General features: G+C 48.3%; 17 protein-coding genes. 16 read left to right on the plus strand and 1 reads right to left on the minus strand.

Annotated elements, in window-relative coordinates:
* Positions 1–179 precede the first annotated feature (179 nt).
* The 12 genes from HW560_RS07650 (at position 180) to HW560_RS07705 (ending at position 15,614) form a co-directional block, all read left to right on the plus strand.
* A complete protein-coding gene (locus tag HW560_RS07650; protein WP_257031803.1) occupies positions 180–3,848 on the plus strand; it encodes a GH32 C-terminal domain-containing protein in 3,669 nt (1,222 codons plus the stop codon).
* Between the two features lie 203 nt (positions 3,849–4,051).
* A complete protein-coding gene (locus tag HW560_RS07655) occupies positions 4,052–4,396 on the plus strand; it encodes a Na-translocating system protein MpsC family protein (protein WP_024632855.1) in 345 nt (114 codons plus the stop codon).
* A gap of 506 nt (positions 4,397–4,902) precedes the next feature.
* Entirely contained in the window at positions 4,903–5,973 is a 1,071-nt protein-coding gene (locus HW560_RS07660; RefSeq protein WP_110000891.1) for an ABC transporter substrate-binding protein, read from the plus strand.
* Positions 5,974–6,079: 106 nt separating this feature from the next.
* Positions 6,080–7,018: a nucleoside hydrolase gene (locus HW560_RS07665; protein ID WP_179262631.1), complete on the plus strand. Its 939-nt coding sequence runs from the start codon at positions 6,080–6,082 to the stop codon at positions 7,016–7,018.
* Positions 7,019–7,300: 282 nt separating this feature from the next.
* The gene (locus tag HW560_RS07670) at positions 7,301–8,119 is read left to right on the plus strand and encodes an ABC transporter permease (protein ID WP_090903370.1); all 819 of its coding nucleotides are present in this window, start codon (positions 7,301–7,303) and stop codon (positions 8,117–8,119) included.
* A 4-nt stretch (positions 8,120–8,123) separates the two neighbouring features.
* Entirely contained in the window at positions 8,124–8,915 is a 792-nt protein-coding gene (locus tag HW560_RS07675) for an ABC transporter permease (RefSeq protein ID WP_024632851.1), read from the plus strand.
* Between the two features lie 18 nt (positions 8,916–8,933).
* Positions 8,934–9,992 carry an ABC transporter ATP-binding protein gene (locus HW560_RS07680; protein WP_063567191.1) on the plus strand — a complete coding sequence of 353 codons (1,059 nt, stop codon included), beginning with the start codon at positions 8,934–8,936 and terminating at the stop codon, positions 9,990–9,992.
* A 119-nt stretch (positions 9,993–10,111) separates the two neighbouring features.
* Positions 10,112–11,869, plus strand: a complete 1,758-nt coding sequence (locus HW560_RS07685; protein WP_179262633.1) for an adenine deaminase — start codon at positions 10,112–10,114, stop codon at positions 11,867–11,869.
* A 241-nt stretch (positions 11,870–12,110) separates the two neighbouring features.
* Positions 12,111–12,848, plus strand: a complete 738-nt coding sequence (locus HW560_RS07690) for an HAD family hydrolase (protein ID WP_179262635.1) — start codon at positions 12,111–12,113, stop codon at positions 12,846–12,848.
* 340 nt (positions 12,849–13,188) lie between these two features.
* Positions 13,189–13,668 carry a Dps family protein gene (locus HW560_RS07695; protein ID WP_179262638.1) on the plus strand — a complete coding sequence of 160 codons (480 nt, stop codon included), beginning with the start codon at positions 13,189–13,191 and terminating at the stop codon, positions 13,666–13,668.
* Positions 13,669–13,797: 129 nt separating this feature from the next.
* Positions 13,798–15,003, plus strand: coding sequence for a nitric oxide synthase oxygenase (locus HW560_RS07700; RefSeq protein ID WP_090903377.1), 1,206 nt, complete (start codon positions 13,798–13,800; stop codon positions 15,001–15,003).
* Positions 15,004–15,146: 143 nt separating this feature from the next.
* Positions 15,147–15,614, plus strand: coding sequence for an NUDIX hydrolase (locus HW560_RS07705; RefSeq protein ID WP_090903379.1), 468 nt, complete (start codon positions 15,147–15,149; stop codon positions 15,612–15,614).
* Positions 15,615–15,651: 37 nt separating this feature from the next.
* Here the strand turns inward: HW560_RS07705 and HW560_RS07710 are convergent, their stop codons facing one another.
* A complete protein-coding gene (locus tag HW560_RS07710) occupies positions 15,652–16,923 on the minus strand; it encodes an MFS transporter (protein ID WP_179262640.1) in 1,272 nt (423 codons plus the stop codon).
* 256 nt (positions 16,924–17,179) lie between these two features.
* Here HW560_RS07710 and HW560_RS07715 point away from each other — a divergent pair, with 256 nt between their 5' ends.
* The 4 genes from HW560_RS07715 to HW560_RS07730 are packed head-to-tail and all read left to right on the plus strand — an operon-like array spanning position 17,180 to position 20,963.
* A complete protein-coding gene (locus tag HW560_RS07715; RefSeq protein ID WP_179262642.1) occupies positions 17,180–18,289 on the plus strand; it encodes an ABC transporter ATP-binding protein in 1,110 nt (369 codons plus the stop codon).
* Complete coding sequence (locus HW560_RS07720; protein WP_090903382.1) at positions 18,279–19,112, plus strand: ABC transporter permease; 834 nt, start codon at positions 18,279–18,281, stop codon at positions 19,110–19,112. Before HW560_RS07715 ends, HW560_RS07720 begins: the two co-directional genes overlap by 11 nt.
* On the plus strand, positions 19,087–19,893 hold the full coding sequence (locus tag HW560_RS07725; RefSeq protein WP_064641797.1) for an ABC transporter permease: 807 nt from the start codon (positions 19,087–19,089) through the stop codon (positions 19,891–19,893). Before HW560_RS07720 ends, HW560_RS07725 begins: the two co-directional genes overlap by 26 nt.
* Positions 19,890–20,963, plus strand: a complete 1,074-nt coding sequence (locus HW560_RS07730; protein ID WP_179262644.1) for an ABC transporter substrate-binding protein — start codon at positions 19,890–19,892, stop codon at positions 20,961–20,963. The genes HW560_RS07725 and HW560_RS07730 overlap by 4 nt, the downstream gene beginning before the upstream one ends.
* Positions 20,964–21,064 lie beyond the last annotated feature (101 nt).

Below are 21,064 nucleotides of genomic sequence, written 5' to 3' on the forward strand. Positions count from 1 at the left end.
GAAAAGAGGGAATGCTCATGAAAATCATCTTCCGTTCCATTGGTTGTGTTCTATTATCATGTGTCCTTGGATCTTCTGCTGCTGGAGCCTATTTCACAACATCTGTTATGGAGACAACTGCCTCGCAAAGGATAGAACAGACCTCCAAGGAATCAGCAAAACAGGGGGAGGTGGTTCAAATGTTAACCAAAGTGTCTAAGGCAATAACGAATTTGTCAGATTGGACATTGCAAGGTAGAGGCAATCTGGAAGATACGGATGATGGACTTCGTCTGACTTCGGACGCCGGGGAGAATGTGATGGCCATATCGGCTACACGAGCCGATAATTTTATCTTTGAAGCTGATTTGATGATTCAGAATATGAAAGCGGATACAAGTCTTGTTTTTCGATCCAATGATACAGGTTGGTCTTCATATATGCTGCAAGTGGTTCCTCAGGCTGGTGTAATACGTCTAAGAGATGCCAGTGGACAGCCGGGAACGTTAAATGTAGAACATAAAGAAAACCTGGAATCTGGGAGTATCTATCATCTGAAAGTGAAGGCGGACGGAGAAAGCCTTCAGGTATATTGGGATAATCGGTATGACCCGGTGATTGATGTGAAAGACAGTGCCTACTCGTCAGGGAATCTGGGGCTCCATGTATGGGATGGGTCGGCTTTGTTCCAGAATGTGCAGGTTAGTACAATGAATGGCAATATCGGCAAAACGATTAGCAGCGTAGGTGAATGGCAGCCGGATTTGAAAGGATATAAAGGGAAAGCAAACGCGCAGGGGAAAGGAAGGGTCATTTACGAGAAAGCGACATCTGATTTTGTATATGAAGGAAATATATCTCTTGCCAATGCGAGTACCTCAGCAGCGCTGCTATTCAGGGCAAATGCAGATGGAACGAAGGGATATGAAGCAGCCCTGATTCGGGAAGGAGAAGAAGTTCGGGTGCAACTTCGAAAAGCGGACGGTACCGTGCTCGCCAGCTCGAATAGCAAGGTTCCAAGCCAACCGGGAGCGAGGCATCACATCGAAGTTATAGCCTCGGGCAGCTTGATTCAAATCTATGTAGATGGGTACACGCCTGCGGCTGTTGAGGTAACAGATAAAAGCTACGCTAATGGAAATGCTGGACTTGTCGTGCAACAAGGCATCGCTTATTTTCAGGATATCTATGTAACGGAAGAGTCGGTGTACTATAAAGAAAACTATCGTCCCCAGTACCATTATTCTCCGATTCGAGGATCGGCAAGTGATCCAAACGGGCTGGTCTATTACGAAGGAGAATATCATCTGTTTCATCAGGATGGAGGCACCTGGGCTCATGCCGTCAGTTCTGATCTGGTAAATTGGAAGCGTTTACCTATTGCGTTACCTTGGAATGATCAGGGCCATGTATGGTCGGGATCAGCAATTGCTGATCTGAATAATGCCTCCGGTCTGTTCACGGATTCGGGCGGAAAAGGTCTGATTGCGTACTACACTTCCTATCATCCAGATAAACCTGGTGGCAATCAGCGTATCGGCCTCGCCTATAGTACTGATCAAGGCCGGAATTGGCAATACGCCAAAGATCGTCCGATTGTCATTGAGAATCCGGGCAAGAATGGTGATGATCCGGGAAGCTGGGATTTCCGTGATCCGAAGGTCGTCCGGGATGAAGATCACAACCGTTGGGTGATGGTGGTGTCCGGCGGGGATCACATCCGGTTCTTTACTTCAACCAATCTGCTCGATTGGACCTTAACCGATAACTTCGGATATGGCGATTATGTTCGAGGTGGTGTGTGGGAGTGTCCCGATCTGATTCAGCTGCCTGTAGATGGAACGGGGCAACGTAAGTGGGTGCTAATGATCAGTACAGGGGCCAATCCGAAAACTCAGGGATCAGATGCGGAATATTTTGTAGGCCAGCTAACAGCTGATGGGAAATTCCTGAACGATCATCCGTCGGGGCAAGTGTTGAGAACGGACTTCGGTAAGGAGTTCTACGCATCGATGTCCTTTGCGAATATGCAGGACCAGCGGAAAATCATGCTGGCATGGATGACGAACTGGGATTATCCGTTTGAATTCCCAACTTCCTCATGGAAAGGGCAACTGACCATACCAAGAGAAATCTCTCTTCGAACCACGGATGAAGGAGTACGTTTGGTACAAACACCAATCACTGAACTCCAGACACTGCGGCATAACCTGTATAGTGCACAACAAATGATCGTTGGCCCAAAAACAAAAAATCCGCTTGATGGGCTAACGGCAGGGGCATATGAGATTGAAGCTGAAGTGGAAATTCCGGCTAACAGCTCTGTAACCGAGTTTGGCTTTCAACTGCGTCAAAGAGAAGGGCAGAAGACCACCGTAGGATACAGAGTAAATACGCAGAACATGTTCGTGGATCGCACCGCTTCGGGGGACGTAAGCTTCTCCGACTTATTCACCAAGGTACACGAGGCCCCGTTACAACCTGAAAATCGAAAGGTGAAGTTACGTATATTCGTCGATGAATCCTCTATAGAGGTCTTTGGTAATGATGGCAAGGTTGCCTTCTCAGATGTCATTTTTCCAGATCCGGCGGGAAGGGCAATGGCTTTCTATAGCCTGGGTGGGGAAGTGAAGGTGAGCTCCATGAAGGTGTACGCCTTAGATAACATCTGGAGAAAGAGCACTTCCTCCAAGGCTCAGGTTATTGCAGATATACAAAGAAGAACGGCGAATGTTGGGCAGACACAAACGCTGTACGCCACGGTGGAAGGCAGACCCGGAAAAGGTGCCACTCAAACGTTGAAATGGAAGGTAAGCAATCCTAAAGTGGTGCAAATCGTTCATTCTGATAAAACGAAAGCGACGGTTCGAGCTGTGGGTGGAGGCGAAGCAGTAGTAACGGTATCAACGGCAGACGGCAAAGCTTCTGCCCAAATACCGATAACGGTATCCAGTGGCATATTCCATACCAACTTGTCCGGCTGGAAGTCGGATAAGTCATCGGCCCAATGGCTTATTTCCAAACAAGGCATACAGGGCAACTATAGTGGAGATACACAATATATCGCACAGGAAACGGCAGGGGATTTTCAATATGATGCTGATCTGACGCTGGGAGCACAGGGGGGAGCAGGTTCTATTGTATTCCGTGCAAGTGAGGATGGACGAAGCGGCTACTATTTGAATATGGACCCGAACCTGAAGTCCATCCGGCTATTTTATAAAGTGGATGGAAAAATCGAAAATCGACAGGTACTTGCTCAAATCCCGAGATTCGTTCGTAAAGATCATACGTATCACATCCAGATTCAGGCGAACGGTCCTCGAATCCAGGTTGATGTAGACGGTGAGCGAGTCCTGGATCTTCAGGATGGAACGTTTGCCGAAGGACATTTTGGACTTCATGTGTTCGGTGGGAATGCGTCCTTCCAGAATGTGAATGCAATCCATAGGAAGAAAGCAGAATTGGAGCAGGTGATGATTTATAACGCAGGACGTCCCGTTACGGTGCAGGCTGTTCCATCTGAAGCAGGAGAAGTGATAAAGGTTGCTGAGGAGACAGAGAATGCAAGTGAAGGCTTCAGATGGGTACTTGTACCGACAGGCGATGATTCCGGCTCTTACTCCATTCGAACCTTGAGCGGAATGTCTCTTGATTGGGATGTAGGACAGAATCGTATTCAGCTCTATTCGTATCTTGGTTATGCGAATCAACGCTGGAACATTTCAAAGAATGAGGACGGGACGATGCGCATTACAAGTTCTCATAACGGGAAAGCACTTGGCATATCCGAGGATGGGGCTGAGCTGGTAATGGATGAGTATCGTCAAGAGAATGAGTATCAAAAGTGGGTTATTAAGCAACAATAATAGAGAAAAGGGGTGCAGTTATCTCCAAGCACGCTTACGGTGAACATTTACGAATTGTTTTCGCTAGTTTAAACCTATCGTTCGCTTTTATGTGTTATTTGCATGTTAACTATATCTTTTGGGTTGCCTAAAATCGTAGATATATGTATAATCAATCGTGTTAACACGTCGAACGTACGGTAGTAAATGATGTGGGTGAGTTCATGGAACTGCTGGACAGCAATGAGAGCAAGAAGAAGATGTGCCAGTATTATAACGAAATTTCGAAGGAACTGTTCGGCTTTGGCACCACTCTCCTGAGAGTGACCATTGATCAGAACATTGTGACCTTCTACGCGAAGCACCGACGTTCACCGCGCTCTGACGCCCTGGAAGGGGAGGCCCCTGGCTTGAAGCTGGAAGTGGACTTCCGCATGTCTGTCTTGTATAAGAAGAAATTCAGGGAGAAGTTGGAGCAGCACATGGGTTTGCCAATCGAAGCTGTATTACGGGATTACGATGCGTCCACGCAGTGGGCCATTACGAATGTGATATTGGAACAAGCATAGGATGGATCGACAGGTTCGATGCATGTGTTGCGAACGATTCTAATTCATCATTCTGATTCCGAACAATTTCATATGATGGCGTCTGACTTCGGATTGATTCTGAAGCAGAAACCGATGATGTACCGGCAGCGGGTGTCGCTTTCCTTTGTTTACGAAGAAAAGTGTTCTTGTTTATACAAGAATGCTTTTCTTTTTGTTTTTTTAAGTTGAACTATATGAGCCCAACTAACAAATATTCACACTGGCACTCCGATGACAGAACAACCTTCCGATCGCTGTTAATCCCAGATTTCTTTGATTGTATTTAGAAAAGGTGAAATCCGGGAATAAAGGCGAAGCGTATGCTTTCGATGCAGCTTTCTTTCAGAAAGCTTTTAGCTCCGCTACTTCAGGTTTCTTCTGTCCTCTACGTTATTGTGTAAAATTTTTAGTTGAGAATATCAAGCTAGTTCAACTTAATGGTTTGGGTTGTAATATCACACATATCAGGGGGAATCAGGATCATGATGAAAAAGTGGATTAGCGGTTTGGCGGCAGTGGCAATGACATCGGTATTACTTGCAGGATGCGGTAGCAGTACAGAGAGCGCAACAGGCGGATCAGGCAGCGGAGGCACAGCGCCAACCAAACTGGTCGTCTCTACTTGGGGATTCTCGGAAGATTTCTTTAATGAAGAAGTATTTGGTCCATTTGAAAAAGAACATAATGTAGACATTGTGCTTGAAGTGGGTAACAACGCTGAGCGTCTGAACAAAATCCGCCAAGGTACATCCAATGTTGATGTGATCTATTTGTCCGATTACTATGCACAACAAGGTATCGATGAAGGTCTGTTTGAGAAAATCGACCGTTCCAAAATTCCAAATGTAAATGACATTTATGATATTGCCAAAGCACCACTTGGTGAAGATTATGGCCCGGCCTACACGGTTGGCCAGCTCGGAATCGCTTATAACCCGGACCTCGTTAACAAAGAAGTCACTTCATGGGCAGATCTGTGGGACCCGGCTTTTGCCAATAACTTGACCATTCCGAACATTACGGCAACCGCAGGCCCAATGGTATTGGATGCAGCTTCCCGTGTAGCCGGTAACGAAACGTTTAATGAAGATGCCGCATTTGCGGAACTGAAAAAATTAAGCAGCAACGTTGTTAAATTTTACACGCAAACTTCCGAATTCGTGAATATGTTCTCCCAGGAAGAGATTGCTGGCGGACCGATTATGGAAATGTACTTCAAAGATTTGAAAGCGGCAGTGCCAAATGCGAAGTTTGTTACACCTAGCGAAGGTGCGTATGCCGTTATGAATACGATCAATGTCGTGAAAGGCAGCAAGAACAAAGAACTCGCCGAAGAATTCATCAACTGGCAGCTCAGCCAGGATGTACAAAGCAAATCTGCCAAAGCTAAAGTGGATTCCCCGGTAAATACGAAGGTTGAATTGAATGCCGAAGAAGCAGAAGGCGTAACGTATGGTGCTGACGTAGTCGGCAAGCTGAACAAGCTGGATATGGAATTTGTGAATCAACAGGCTAAAGCATGGACAGATCGTTGGAACCGCGAGATTGCACAATAAGCTTAATTATCGTTAGAACGATAAGGTTTAGAGACAGGTATGATTGTACTCGACAAACAAAAATTTGCAGCAAGCAATCATTTAACGGCAGAGGAGTTGGGAATGTATGAGTGAAACAGGGAATCGCATCATTCTGGATGTGGATACCGGTATTGATGACGCGCTGGCGATCTTGCTGGCCGTCAAGATTCGGAAGCTGGACATTCTCGGGATTACCACGGTCTGCGGGAACGTATCGCTTCAGCAGGCAACGGATAATACTTGCAAAATTCTCGAGCTGGTGGGAGCACCCTCCATTCCGGTCATTGCCGGAGCGGCTGGGCCACTCACACGCAAGTCTCACTATGAGCACCGGGTACATGGACAAGACGGATTGGGTGGTGCGCTGCCTGATCCGGCCGTGTCCAAGCAGGCGGATGAAGGTTTTGCCCCTGAATTTATCGTTGAACAAGCGAAGTTGCACCCAGGCGAACTAACACTGATCATGACTGCGCCGTTAACGAATCTGGCTCTGGCTTTAATGAAGTGTCCTGAACTACCTACATTATTGAAGGAAGTCATCTTCATGGGTGGTGTCGTTCGTGGGCATGGCAACATTACACCTACTGCGGAGTACAACACGTACGCTGATCCCGAAGCCGCACGCATTGTATTACATGCAGGTTTCGAGAAGCTTACGCAGGTGGGCTTGGATGTTACCCGCCAAACGCTGCTGAATGAAGAAGCCATCGGACGATTGACTGATCCAGTATTGCGCGATTACGTGGCACAGAGCACAGAGATTTACATCAAGCGGTATGAAGAAATGAACGGCATACGCGCCTGTGCCCTGCATGATCCATTGGCCGTTGGCGTCGCTCTTGCCCCGGAACTGGTTGGACGCAAATCGTATTACGTCGATGTAGAGACGGCCAGCCGCCTGTGTGATGGTCAGATGGTATGTGACTTCCAAAACCGTTTGGGCGAACAACCCAACACATTGGTATGCGAAACGGTAGATGCCGAAGCATTCCTTGAACTGTTTATTAACGCATTAAATGCGTAGCCATGATCTTCACGGCATTGGGGTACAGTCTAAAAATCAATCCTTACGTATTTCGCTGGTAGTGGAGGGGACGAAATCGATTCTGTAGAAGCGAAGCGTTCGCCTTTATCCTTGGATTTTTCCTTCTAAACAGAAGGAGATCAAGAAAATCCAAGGATAACAGCGATCGAAAGAACGATTCGTAACCGTAACGGCTGGTGCGACTAACGTGTAGCATTTATTTTGAAATGTGCTCCAATGAAACGTGTGAATAAAACCATTTTATAAGTCAGGAGTACCGCGATGAAGAAATCAGTATACTGGCTATTGCTGCCGGGATTTGTGTTTTTGGCGGCATTTATGATCATTCCGATTGTCCTGACGATCGGATCGACGTTTTTTCAGGAAAACTCCTTCACGTTTGAAGGATACATGCATTTTTTCAGAGACCCTTACTTTTTGAAAATATTGCTTACGACGCTGCAGGTCAGCGTGGTCACCACCATCGTCTGCGTGGTGCTCGGATTCCCGACAGCTTATTATATTTCACGGAAAGCGCCGCGCCGCAAAGGCATTTTGCTCGCGCTGGCCATCTTCCCGCTGCTGACGAGCCCGGTTGTGCGCTCGTTTAGCTGGATGATTATTCTCGGACGCAAAGGGCTGATCAACAACGCCCTCGTTGGGCTTGGTATCGTGGACAAGCCGCTGGATATTCTGTATACGCCGGCAGCCATGATGATTGGTTTGACCCATCTGTTCCTGCCGCTCATGATCATTTCCCTGGTCGGTGTGCTTGAGAACATCGATGGTGATCTGCTTAAGGCAGCGCAGAGCCTCGGTGCATCCCGCTTTACGGCATTCCGCCGGGTGGTGTTCCCGCTGGCTGTGCCAGGGCTTGTGATCGGAGCCGTACTTGTTTTTGTCGGAAGCCTGACGGCTTATACGACGCCTGCACTATTGGGAGGCAAACAGCGCGTAATTGCGACGTTCCTCTATCAGAACGCCATGACCCTGAACGACTGGTATCTGGCCTCAGTCGTTGCTGCGATTATGATTGTCATTACGTTTGTCGTGGTCGGTGTCATGAACAAAATGGCCAAAACTTTAAATCCGAAGGGGTAGACATATGCGGGAGAAACATATCGGGCTGGGCCTGTTCAGTCTGCTGGTCTTTATCTTTCTGCTGGGCCCGCTTCTGATCATCTCGGTGACTTCGTTTGAACCGGGGACGGTACTCAAATTTCCGCCGGAGGGCTTCTCCCTCCGCTGGTACGAGAATATTTTCAACACAGGCGGTTTCCTCCGCACGTTCCAGACGTCCATCATCATTTCCCTACTGGGAAACTTGTTGGCGCTGTTGCTCGGGGTTCCGGCTGCGTACGCACTTAGTCGTTATGATTTCAAAGGCAAGTCGGTGCTGAATGCATTGTTCCTGTCTCCGGTACTCATTCCGGGAATCGTGCTTGGTTTTACATTGATGAAATACCTGATCGTGATCTATCATTTGCCGATGTATCTAGGTCTGCTAATCGGTCACACGATTATTATGCTTCCATTTATCATTCGCGTTATCGCATCGAGTCTGTCGAGCTTTGACTTTGCGGTAGAAGAAGCAGCCCTGAGTCTCGGCGCAGGACGGGTTAGAACGTTCTTCCAGATCGTGCTGCCTAACATTCGCTCAGGGATTCTCGCGGCGGTGCTGATTGCCTTTCTGGAGTCGTTCAACAACGTGGACATTTCCGTGTTTATGACCGGACCAGGGGTAAGCACATTGCCAATTCAGATGCTGACCTATGTAGAAAATTATTTTGACCCAACCATTGCAGCCATTTCCGTGCTTTTGATGGTATTGACTGGACTTTTAATGTTCGTGATCGAACGGATCATGGGCGGATTCTCATACTTTACTAAACGTTAATTGGAGGCGCAGAACGCTATGGCATTGCTGACATTGGATCGCGTATCGGTGGCTTACGATAACCAGACGATCCTGAAGGATTTTCAATTGGAGCTGGAAAAAGGTAAGCTGCTCTCCCTGCTCGGACCGAGCGGTTGCGGCAAAACAACTACGCTGCGCCTCATCGCCGGATTCCTGGAAGCAACACAGGGCAAGTTTATGTTCGGCGGCAAGGATTACACGAAGGTTCCGGTAAACAAGCGGAATTTCGGATTTGTATTTCAGAGTTATGCGCTGTTCCCGCATCTGTCTGTCTATGACAACGTGGCCTTCGGCCTGCGGATGCGCAAGGTAAAAGATAAGGATATTTCTTCACGCGTAATGCGCATCCTTGAAGTGGTGAACCTGAACGGCTTCGAGAAACGCTTCCCGCAGGAACTTTCCGGTGGACAGCGTCAGCGTGTGGCGATTGCCCGCGCACTCGTCATTGAACCGGATTTGCTGTTGTTCGATGAACCACTCAGTAACCTGGATGCCAACCTGCGGCTGAATATGCGGGTGGAGATCCGCCGGATTCAGCAGGAACTGGGCATTACGACACTTTATGTCTCTCATGATCAGGAGGAGTGCTTCTCCATTTCGGATCAGGTAGCGATTATGAACAAAGGCGTTGTCGAGCAGCTCGACCGTCCGGAAACCATTTTTAAATACCCGGCCACGGAATTTGTAGCCCAATTTATCGGCTTCCACAATTTTATTGAATTCGCAGAGCGCAGTGATGCAGGAGAGGTGATCACGCTGAAAGCGGGTGGTCGTTTGTTCACGGCAACAGCGCATCCCGGAACAGCACGTCCCGGTGCACGCAAAGGTGCGATTCGCCCGGATGATCTGATGGTTAGTGGAGATACCTCCGGGGACATGGCAAATGCTTTGCCAGGGATTATCAAAGTAAGCACGTACCTTGGACGCAGTTATCAGTACGTCATTGAGACAGAACTTGGCGACTTCACAGCCAATCAGGAGATGGAGACACCTTATCTCAGCGGACAGCGGGTTAATCTGATTTTCCCGCAGGATAAACTTGTTCTTGTGGAATAGCAGCAGGAAGCAGAAGCAGCAAAAGAGGCATTTATCAGCTGAATCCAGAGCAATATAGCTAGTTGTAGCTGCTGCTCTGGATCGCTGTAAGATGCTCATGAAGAAGGAGATTATGCCCCATGCGTGCAGATCAACTAATTAAGAATGTACATGTGTATAACAGTTATTATAAACGATTCGAAATAAACAACGTGGCTGTACTGGACGGTAGATTTATGTATGTTGGTCCAGGCGGCCCGGAGATGATTGAAGCTGATGAAGTGATTGATGCACGCGGACGTTACATGATTCCGGGCCTTATTGATATTCATCTGCACATTGAGAGTACGATGGTGACACCGACAACCTTTTCCCATGGCCTGATCCGCTGCGGAGTAACGTCCATTGTGGCGGAACCGCATGAGATGGCGAACGTGTTTGGGCTGGAAGGTGTGCAGGAGATGATGTCGGCCAGTCGCGAGACAACGGTAGACATGTTCTACGCTATCCCAAGCTCCGTTCCAGCGACACCGATGGAAACAACAGGTGGTTCAATCGAAATCGAAGACATGGATGTGCTGCTCGCTACTGGAGAGATCATCTGTCTCGGTGAGATCATGAACTATGTGGACGTCATCCGTGATCCGGAATGCAAGACCAATCAGATTCTTCAGCATATTCGCAAAAACTATCCAGATCTTGTGATCGAAGGTCATACACCGAAATTGCTTGGGCTGGATCTGCACCGACTGATCTATGCGGGCATCGATTCCGATCATACGCATCAGAGTATTGAAGGCTTGCAGGCTCGAATTGCGGCAGGTATGTTCATTGAAATCCAGGAAAAATCGATGACGCCTGAAGTTATGGAATATCTGATTCAGCATGATGTCGCTCAGCATTTCTGCTTCGTAACGGACGATGTTATGCCGGATTCGCTGGTGGAACGGGGACATCTGGATCATATCGTGCGTAAGGCCATTCGGATGGGTATGCGCCCGGAAGATGCGATTTACGCTGCAACCTCAACCCCTGCATCCCGGATGAAAATGACCGATCGCGGTAGCATTGCCCCAGGCAAAGTGGCGGACTATGTGCTGCTGTCCAACTTAGATACACTTGCAGTAGAGCAGGTATACAAAAATGGCCGTAAAGCTTATGACGACTACGAACCGTACAAGCAGGACCGAATTAGTGGACAGTTCCCACCTCACTTTTACAAGAGCGTGCAGTTGGATCTGCTGGGAGCCGAGGATTTTGCAATCCGTTTGTCTGATCCAAAGGTGAATGGGCAAAGTGAAGCATCTGACTCAGACGCGCAGTTATCTGAAAATGGTTTAAACAACTGCCGGGTTATGATGGTTAAGGATGGTTCAACCTTTGTGGAAGAGCATATTGCGCAGGTTCAGGCTGCGAATGGTGAACTGCTCTGGGAAGAGAGCGAATATGGACAGATTGCGACCTTTGAACGTTATGGAGTGAACGGTAACCGAGCACATGGTTTGATTGGTGGAGACTCGATCAAGCGTGGTGCCATTGCAACAACATATTCACATGATAACCACAACCTATTGGTCGTAGGGCGCAATCGTGAAGATATGATCTTGGCGGCTAACACGGTAATTTCGAGCCAGGGTGGGTTCTGTGTGGTGGAAGACGGGAAAGTGTTGTCCCATCTCGAACTTCCTGTTGGTGGTATATTGACGGAGGAACCGCTGGCGGTGGTGTCACACCAAGTAAAAGAGCTCCGTGCAGCGATGTTGTCTCTTGGTTACGTGCACTATAACCCGATCATGTCCATCAGTACCCACTCCCTTGCGGTAAGTCCGGCTCTGAAAATTACCGATCACGGCCTGATTGATGTGAATGCAGGCAAGGTTGTTCCGTTGATACTTTAATTCGAATACACACATTTTGTGATGTATCTCCAATTAGATTGTTGATCGTGAATTAATGTTAAATTAAAAAATTGGTGACACCCCATCTCACTATCATCATGTTGTGAGACGGGGTGTTTTTTTTGTGCAGGATCAAACAGAGAGGAATTGGAAGTGATTCATTATTTGGACGAAGCAAATGAATACATATATAGTAAGAAGAGAATGTTCGGAGCCAACGCCAGGAGGATAAGTAGCATTTATGAAAAAATTAAATAAAACAAAAGCCATCTTTTTCGATGTAGACGATACCCTGTATGACCACTTGCAACCGTTGAAAGGAGCACTACAGGAGGTTCTTGGTTTATCAGATGATTTTCCGTATGATCAGGCATACCATCGCTTCCGTTATTATAGCGACTGGCTGTCTGCCCAAGAAGACTTGTCTGCTGTACCCGAACCGGAAGCGGTGGAACGGATGCGACATCGCAGATTTGAGCTGACCATGGCGGAGTTTGGACATCCGCTACAACCGGGGCAGGCTGAAGAACTGCAAGCACAGTATTTGAGTAGACAGTTTCAGATTCAGCCCTTTGATGGAGCATATGAACTTATCCGAAGACTTCTTGCAGAAGGGCATGTGGTGGGATTAATTACCAATGGAGAAGGAAAACATCAGCAGCGGAAGCTCGAAGCGCTGGATGTACTCAGTCTTATTCCCGAGGAACGCATTTTCATATCGGGTACCCTTGGTTACGCCAAGCCGGATCGCAGATTGTTTGAGCATGTAAGCGGGCAGACGGGATCGGATTCCGGTTCCAGTTATTACATCGGCGATTCCTGGCGCAATGATGTTGTCGGTGCAGTGGATGCCGGATGGAAAGTGATCTGGTTCAACCATCGTGGTGCTTTGCCAGAATCAGAGCATCAGCCACATCATGTAGCGCGCAGTTATGAAGAGGTAAGCCGTATCCTTACATCCGAGTTGATTCAACAATAAAGCGTACGCTATGTGCGTTGGTGCAGTCCTGACCCTCCATGAGGATTAGGGCTGTTTTTTGTTATATACGACGTGAGGATTGTTATTGTACATCGGTGAAAATCGAGGTATAGATACTGTGTGTAAAGGTGCTTAAAAGGGTCTTCCTACCCAAGCCAAATATGAAGCGTAGCTTCATGGAATCTTCATTCGAAAGAGTAGGCTAAAGCCTTCACAAAGGATAAGGGCAGTGTTATAATTAAAACAAGATTTAGATTAAGTCTAAATTAAAAAAACGGAAGCAAGTTAAATTACGTTATCAAAATCAAAACTATATCGTATTCGAGAGGGGATAAATTCCATGAGCACAATCCAAACTAGAAACAATACTTTTGCAAACCATGCCACTGAACTTCAAGAGGTCCTGAACCGCCAGATCGCAGGTTGGTCTGTACTGTACACCAAACTGCACCACTTCCACTGGTATGTGAAAGGTCCTCATTTCTTCACACTGCATGCCAAATTCGAAGAGTTGTATAACTTGGCTACGGCGAATATGGACGAAGCCGCAGAACGTCTGTTGGCCATTGGTGGACGTCCGGTCGCAACGATGGCTGAACAACTGCGGTTGTCACCTGTTGAGGAAGCACAGGGACAGTTGTCGGCTGAAAAAATGGTAGAAACCGTAGTTGCTGATCTGCAAGCGATGGTGGGTGTTATTAACCAGGGTATTCAAGCAGCAGGCGAAGCTGAGGATCATGCGACTGAAGATATGCTGATTGGATTCACCGCTGCCTTGGATAAAGAGGTCTGGATGTTAAACGCATTTCTGGGCAAATAAGCTAAGTTAGCATGCATCCTGAACAAACGATATGTAGAGTCCGTGAACAAAGTGCCCGTTCGCTTACAAATCCGGTGTGCTTGCCGTATAATGATGGCATTCAAGATGTATAGATTGGTGGAGTGAATAATGCGGACAGACCTGGATGAACTGCGGGAAGAAGCTGAACGGTTTATATATAGATGTTATGAAGAGCTGGGCCATTCGCGTGAAGACGCGCAGGCCCGGCTTGTTGCCGTTTTGAACGAGATTGAGCACACAGGCACATATGTGCATACTGCGGATGAATTGGAGCATGGCTGTAAAATGGCATGGCGGAACAGCAATCGCTGCATCGGGCGGCTATTCTGGGATAAACTGCGCATCGTTGATGCACGTCATGCAGATACGGTTGGAACGGCAGCGGATGCTGTGATGACGCACATCAGAGCGGCCTCCAACAAAGGGAAGATTATTCCCATGATTACGATCCTTCCACCTGATGGACCGAATGGAGCCCCCGTGCGAATCTGGAATCACCAGTTGATCCGTTATGCCGGATATGAGACGACGGAAGGCATTGTAGGTGACCCTGCATCCGTTGAGCTCACGAAGACAGCAATGTCGCTTGGCTGGCAGGGGGAAGGTACGCCTTATGATGTGCTTCCATTGATTATCCAGGCTCAGGGACAAGCTCCCGAGTGGTATCCTGTGCCCGAGGAAGACATCGTGGAAGTGAGGATTGAACATCCGGAACGTCCAGAAATTGCCGAACTGGGCATGCGCTGGTACGGTGTGCCGATGATTGCCGATATGCGGCTGGAGATTGGTGGCATATCCTATCCGGCAGCACCATTCAACGGCTGGTATATGGGGACTGAGATTGGCGCACGCAATCTGGCGGATACGTTTCGGTATAATAAACTACCAGCGGTAGCGGCAGCACTTGGTCTGAATACGTCGAGTGAAACGACACTTTGGAAGGATCGGGCTCTGGTAGAGCTGAATGTAGCTGTGCTTCATTCGTTCAAGAAGGCAGGCGTCAGCATTGTGGATCATCACACGGCGGCAGCGCAATTTGCTCTGTTTGAGCAGCGAGAAGAGAAGGCCGGGCGTGAACTGACAGGTGATTGGGTCTGGCTGATTCCGCCGGTGTCTCCGGCAACGACGCATATTTTCCACAGTTCCTATCGCAATGAGATTGTGAAGCCTAACTTTTTCTATGGAGATCATTCCTACACACTGGATACAGAGAAAACGGAAGCTGAACGGATGGACGGGGGAAAACAACAACCTGAGGGGGATCATCAGCCCCAGCCTGAGAATTCACCAATGAAATGCCCGTTTGCACACTGAGGTGCGAGCGGTTTTTTTTTTTGCTGTTTTTTCATCAAAGCACAGGCTCTAAAATAGGAAATAAAGCTGAATATTCTTTCTCTATATGGAAATTAATTGAACTTCTATAATGAGGGTCATGACTTAGTATAGGAGGGTTAGCTATGGGCTATATTGAATCGCTTCGAGAAATGGTTGGCAATGCACCGGTTATTCTGGTGAGACCGAGTATTTTGATTTTGAATAAATCGGGTAAAATTTTGTTGGTTCGACATGTGGATCATACCTGGGGAGTACCGGGTGGATTTATGGAGTTGGGCGAATCGGTGGAAGAGTCGGCGAGACGAGAGGTCAAAGAAGAAATTGGAATACAGATCAAGAAACTTGAGCTATACGGCGTCTTTTCGGGGAAAGAGTTATATACGAAATTAAGAAACGGACATGAATATTATAATGTGGTCATTGGTTATATTTGCACGGAGTTTGAAGGCGAGCTGAAGCCCGATGGAGTGGAAGTTCTAGAAGCAAAGTTTTACAAGCCGACGGAATTGCCTGAGAACACAGACCCTTATTTGAAAAGTAAAATCGAAGATAATGCACTACATATCGCAGCGCTATTGGGTAAAAAATGATTGGAGGCTGCCCACTGATGTGGGCAGTCTTGTGCGTCTACACTCGTTTCGATCTGTAACGGCTGCGCATCACAGCCTGAACGGCAATGGCAGCAGCAATCAGAAGCAGATTGAACACAAACACGGTATACAGCGATCCACGCTCTACAAGCAGAGCAGCCACCAGAGGGGATACGATGGAACCGATCTCTGCCGCAGAGACAATTTTGCCTATGACGGAGCTCCTACCCTCGTCCGGGATATGATCCCCGATATGAGCAAAGAACGAATCCATGTAACATGCACCGCCTACGCCGCCGATCAGCATGCCCACGTAAACCAGCACATACGAAGATGTGCTCAGAAAAACGACCACTTCGATGCCAATCATCAGCATGCCAAACATGCAGAGCAGCAGACGATCACCCATCCGATCAGACAGGTAACCGGCTACCGGAGCAGCCGCGAGTGTAGAGATACCAACGACGGTAAAGGCAAGACTGATCGCAAACGGGTCCCAGTGCATGATATGAGCCGCATACAACGCAAAATAAGTCAGAAACACGGCATAAGCGCTCATCTCCAGGAAATGAACCGTACCGTAGCCAATCAGTTGCTGCCGCCGGGTAAGTCCGGTGGACGGTTCAGGAGTGATTGGGCTAAGAGTAGTGTTTACTGGAGAAACTGTATAGTCGGCAGGCGTTTGCGTTGGTTTAGCATCCGTTGGAGACTTGCTTAAGTCGTGGCCGTCCGCCACATTTTCAGATACAGGATTGGGCTTTGCTGCTGTCTTCATCCCCATTGCTGCAACCACAGCCATCAGGCAGCACACGGTAACGAGTAAAAAAGGCACCGATAAAGGCCAATGCAATGAGGTCCAACCGCTGATGACTGGACCCAGCACCATGCCCCCGCCTTCACTGCTGCTGATATAACCGTTGTACAGCCCCCGGTTGTCGACGTTCCCCTCATCCCCAATGATGGAACGTACGACGACCGTAAGTCCGGTAGAAGCGAGCCCTTGCAGCAGCCGCAGCAGGCCGAATACTAACGCGGCAGAAGATACCGCGAAACCGCCCATACAAACAGCGAGCAGCAGCAGCATGGCAATAAGTGCCCGCTTGCCCCCAATTTTCCGATAGAGTGCCGCAGCGGGCACCCCGCCAATCACTTTGCCCACATAAAAGAGTGCAAAAATAACCCCCATCATCCAGCCGGACAGGCCGAATTCCTCAATAAACAGAGGGAACAGAGGCAGGATCATGAAACCGCCCATCTGACTCAGAAAACAAATGATCATCAGCAAAGGCAGGTTACGGCGGATATCCACCAACAGGCCTCCTCTCACATGACTTGATCCGAAATCCTCATGAAATCGCTCTACATGGATGCGTAGATATCGACATATACCCGTAATGTATGCTGTATTTGTGAGAATAAGAAGAAATAACACATGGCGTTTACATCAAAACCATTGCGGATATAGCTGAATCATATATAATAGATGGGATTTGTAATGAAGCATGCATGAAAAGAAGTGTACAGGCTCAACGTATACCTCAAGTTTAAAGGGGGCGAAATGAAGCATGTCAGAACAACAACCGATTATCCGGTTCGACCGGGTGACCCAGCAATACGATCAGGATGAAGCCGTATTGAAGGAAGTCAGCTTCGAGATTGAGCGGGGTAAATTTTATACGCTACTCGGCCCGTCAGGCTGCGGGAAAACAACGATATTGCGCCTGATCGCCGGCTTTGCGGAGCCGACACAGGGCAGTATTTATTTTAACGGTGCACTGATTAACCAAGTGCCGGCTCACCAGCGGCAGGTGAATACCGTATTTCAGGATTACGCGTTATTTCCACATTTGAACGTATTTGAGAACGTAGCTTTTGGTTTGCGGATCAAAAAAATGAAAACCGCTGAAATTCGCGGCAAAGTGCTGGAAGCACTCAAGTTCGTCAATCTCTCCGGTTATGAAAACCGTGAAATTGGCGAAATGTCCGGCGGACAACGGCAGCGTGTCGCCATTGCGCGGGCGATTGTGAATGAACCCGAGATTTTGCTACTGGACGAGCCGCTCTCGGCGCTCGATCTGAAGCTGCGGACTGAAATGCAGTATGAGCTGCGTGAGCTGCAACAGCGATTGGGCATTACGTTTATTTTTGTCACGCATGATCAGGAAGAAGCCTTGGCGATGTCGGATGAGATCTTTGTCCTGAACGACGGCGTCATTCAACAGAGCGGAACACCGAATGATATCTATGATGAGCCGATTAACCGTTTTGTGGCCGACTTTATTGGTGAATCGAACATTGTATCCGGCAAAATGAAGCAGGACTTTGTGGTGGAATTCGCTGGTGCAGAGTACGAGTGTGTCGATCAGGGTTTGCAGCGGGACGAGCCTGTGGAGATTGTGATTCGTCCAGAGGATATGGAGATTACAACCGAGGAACAGGGCAAGATGCAGGTCAACGTGGACTCTCAGCTGTTCCGTGGGGTGCACTACGAGATATCGACCTACGATGATGCGGGTAATGAGTGGTTGGTGCATTCCACGAAGAAAGCCGTCGTAGGCGCTCGGATTGGACTGTATTTTGACCCGGAAGCCATTCACGTCATGCGCTTTAACGAGACGGAAGAAGAGTTCGATAAACGTCTGGAAGCCTACCAAGAGGCCGTTCATGCAGACTAAGGCGAGTACACGCAATGCGTATCTGATTCCATATGTATTATGGATGGTGTTGTTTGTAGTTGCTCCGGTTCTGCTGGTGGTGTATTACTCGTTCTTCGATGTGGAGGGCCATTTCACGTTGGGTAACTACGCTCGGTTCTTTACACCTGTGTACATGCAGATGACCCTGAGCTCGTTCTGGTATGCATTTCTGATCACAGTGTTCTCGCTGTTGGTCTCGTATCCGACGGCGTATTTACTGACTCGTACGAAGCACAAGCAGCTGTGGCTGCTGCTTATTATTTTGCCAAGCTGGATCAATCTGTTGTTAAAAGCGTACGCCTTTATCGGCCTGTTCGGCACGTATGGCTTGACCAATTCCCTGCTTGAAGTGGTGGGCATTGGCACACAACAGATTTTGTTCACCGATTTTAGCTTTATCTTTGTCTCGGTGTACATCTTCATTCCGTTTATGATCCTGCCGATCTTCAACGCGCTGGAAGAGATGAATCCGTCGCTGATCTATGCAGCACGGGATCTCGGGGCATCGTCATGGCTGACGTTCCGCCGGGTTATCTTCCCGTTGACGCTCAGCGGAGTGAAATCCGGCTGTCAGGCCGTATTTATTCCGGCGCTATCCTTGTTCATGATTACCCGCCTTATTGCGGGGAACCGGGTAATTACGCTGGGAACAGCGATTGAGCAGCATTTTCTCGTCACCCAGGACTGGGGGATGGGTTCGACCATTGCCGTCTTTTTGATTATTGCGATGGCGATCATTATGTTCCTGACCGGATCAGGCAAGAAGGAGGTGCGTAATGGGAAGAAACGGAAAGCTGTCTAACGTCTATCTGGCCGTTGTATTCGCCATCCTGTACGCACCGATTGCGTATCTGATCTTCTATTCCTTCAACAGTGGCGGTCATATGCGCGGCTTCGAAGGATTTACATTGGAATGGTACAGGGAAGTATTTGCCGATACCCGGCTGCTGATCATTGTACTCAATACGTTTATTATTGCGCTCTTGTCCTCGGCGATCTCGACGATGCTTGGTGTGGCAGGGGCACTGGCGATCTATCATGTGCGGCGCAAACGGACCAAGAATACGCTGTTGTCACTCAATAACGTGCTGATCGTTAGTCCGGATGTCATCATCGGTGCGTCCTTTCTGATTCTGTTCACCATGATTGGCATCAAGCTCGGATTCACTTCGGTATTATTGTCACATATCGCATTCAGCGTGCCGATTGTCGTCATTATGGTACTGCCAAAGCTTCAGGAGATGAGCCCGACCTTAATGGATGCGGCACGTGATCTGGGTGCTGGATCATGGCAGATCCTGACTCGTGTGGTGCTTCCATACGTTAAACCAGGCATTTTTGCCGGATTCTTCATGGCTTTGACGTACTCGCTGGATGACTTCGCGGTAACATTCTTTGTCACGGGTAACGGATACTCCACGCTCTCTGTGGAGATTTACTCTAGAGCAAGGCAGGGCGTGTCACTGTCCATCAATGCGCTGTCGACCCTGCTGTTCCTGCTGACAGTGCTGCTGGTGGTTGGGTATTACTTCATTAACCGCCGTGCCGCGCGTACGCCTGCGGGAAGGGGGCTGCGTCCATGAAGCAACTGGTTCGGACATTTGCAATTGTATTTGTGGCTGCCTTTGCCTTGATGATTCTCGCTTCGTATCTGAACAAGAGTCAGGGATATTCCGGCGGCAACACGCTGACGATCTACAACTGGGGCGATTATATCGAACCCGATTTGCTGAAGGAATTTGAGCAAGAGACTGGCATCAAGGTGATCTACCAGACGTTTGATTCGAACGAAGCGATGTTAACCAAGATTGAGCAGGGCGGAACGACGTTTGATGTAGCGATTCCTTCCGAGTATGCGATTAGCAAAATGAAAGAGGAAAACCTGCTCATTCCGCTGGATCACAGCAAGCTGCCCAATCTGAGCAACATCGACTCCCGGTTCATGGACCTGTCCTTTGATGAGGGCAACAAGTACTCCATCCCTTACTTCTGGGGAACGGTGGGTATTGTGTACAATCCTGAACTGGTCGATGGGTTAACATTTGAGAGCTGGAACGACCTGTGGGACCCACGTTTGAAAAATCAAATCCTGCTGCTCGACGGTGCCCGTGAAGTCATCGGCATGGGGCTGAACAGCCTCGGGTATTCGTTGAACGATACGAACGAAGAGCATCTGCAGGAAGCTTTGAAGAAACTGTCCACCCTGACGCCTAACGTCAGAGCGATTGTCGGAGACGAGATCAAAATGCTGCTGGCAAACGGGGAAGCGGCGGTCGGACTCGTATGGTCCGGTGATGCGTCAGAAATTATGGATGAGAACGACAAGCTGGATTACGTGGTTCCGGAGGAAGGCTCAAACCTTTGGTTCGATAACATGGTTATTCCGAAGACTGCCAGTAATATTGAAGGCGCTCATCAGTTTATCAACTTCATGCTGGACCCGGATCATGCGGCTCGTAATGCTGAATATGTCGGGTACTCTACACCGAACGCCAAGGCATTGAAGCTGCTGCCAGAGGATATTTCCGAGGATGAGCGATTCTATCCAGATGAGACACTGACGGGTAAACTTGAGGTCTACGATAATCTGGGCAAAAAAATGCTCTCGCATTATAACGATTTGTTCCTCGAATTTAAAATGCATAGCAAGTAAGCGGTACGGCAAGGAAGGTGTTTGTCAAAATGCCAGATAGATGGCTATATTTTGAACGGATAGTCTGCCAACAAGTACCTGCAAAGAGTCCCGAAAGGGAC

The organism is Paenibacillus sp. E222 (assembly GCF_013401555.1).
In the GTDB taxonomy this organism is placed as follows: Bacteria; Bacillota; Bacilli; order Paenibacillales; family Paenibacillaceae; genus Paenibacillus.

Coding starts and splice junctions, on each gene's coding strand:
- HW560_RS07695 (WP_179262638.1), top strand. CDS start 13,189: ATGAGCACAATCCAAACTAGAAACAATACTTTTGCAAACCATGCCACT.
- HW560_RS07660 (WP_110000891.1), top strand. CDS start 4,903: ATGAAAAAGTGGATTAGCGGTTTGGCGGCAGTGGCAATGACATCGGTA.
- HW560_RS07690 (WP_179262635.1), top strand. CDS start 12,111: ATGAAAAAATTAAATAAAACAAAAGCCATCTTTTTCGATGTAGACGAT.
- HW560_RS07680 (WP_063567191.1), top strand. CDS start 8,934: ATGGCATTGCTGACATTGGATCGCGTATCGGTGGCTTACGATAACCAG.
- HW560_RS07720 (WP_090903382.1), top strand. CDS start 18,279: ATGCAGACTAAGGCGAGTACACGCAATGCGTATCTGATTCCATATGTA.
- HW560_RS07700 (WP_090903377.1), top strand. CDS start 13,798: ATGCGGACAGACCTGGATGAACTGCGGGAAGAAGCTGAACGGTTTATA.
- HW560_RS07665 (WP_179262631.1), top strand. CDS start 6,080: ATGAGTGAAACAGGGAATCGCATCATTCTGGATGTGGATACCGGTATT.
- HW560_RS07650 (WP_257031803.1), top strand. CDS start 180: ATGTTAACCAAAGTGTCTAAGGCAATAACGAATTTGTCAGATTGGACA.
- HW560_RS07670 (WP_090903370.1), top strand. CDS start 7,301: ATGAAGAAATCAGTATACTGGCTATTGCTGCCGGGATTTGTGTTTTTG.
- HW560_RS07655 (WP_024632855.1), top strand. CDS start 4,052: ATGGAACTGCTGGACAGCAATGAGAGCAAGAAGAAGATGTGCCAGTAT.
- HW560_RS07675 (WP_024632851.1), top strand. CDS start 8,124: ATGCGGGAGAAACATATCGGGCTGGGCCTGTTCAGTCTGCTGGTCTTT.
- HW560_RS07730 (WP_179262644.1), top strand. CDS start 19,890: ATGAAGCAACTGGTTCGGACATTTGCAATTGTATTTGTGGCTGCCTTT.
- HW560_RS07715 (WP_179262642.1), top strand. CDS start 17,180: ATGTCAGAACAACAACCGATTATCCGGTTCGACCGGGTGACCCAGCAA.
- HW560_RS07685 (WP_179262633.1), top strand. CDS start 10,112: ATGCGTGCAGATCAACTAATTAAGAATGTACATGTGTATAACAGTTAT.
- HW560_RS07705 (WP_090903379.1), top strand. CDS start 15,147: ATGGGCTATATTGAATCGCTTCGAGAAATGGTTGGCAATGCACCGGTT.
- HW560_RS07725 (WP_064641797.1), top strand. CDS start 19,087: ATGGGAAGAAACGGAAAGCTGTCTAACGTCTATCTGGCCGTTGTATTC.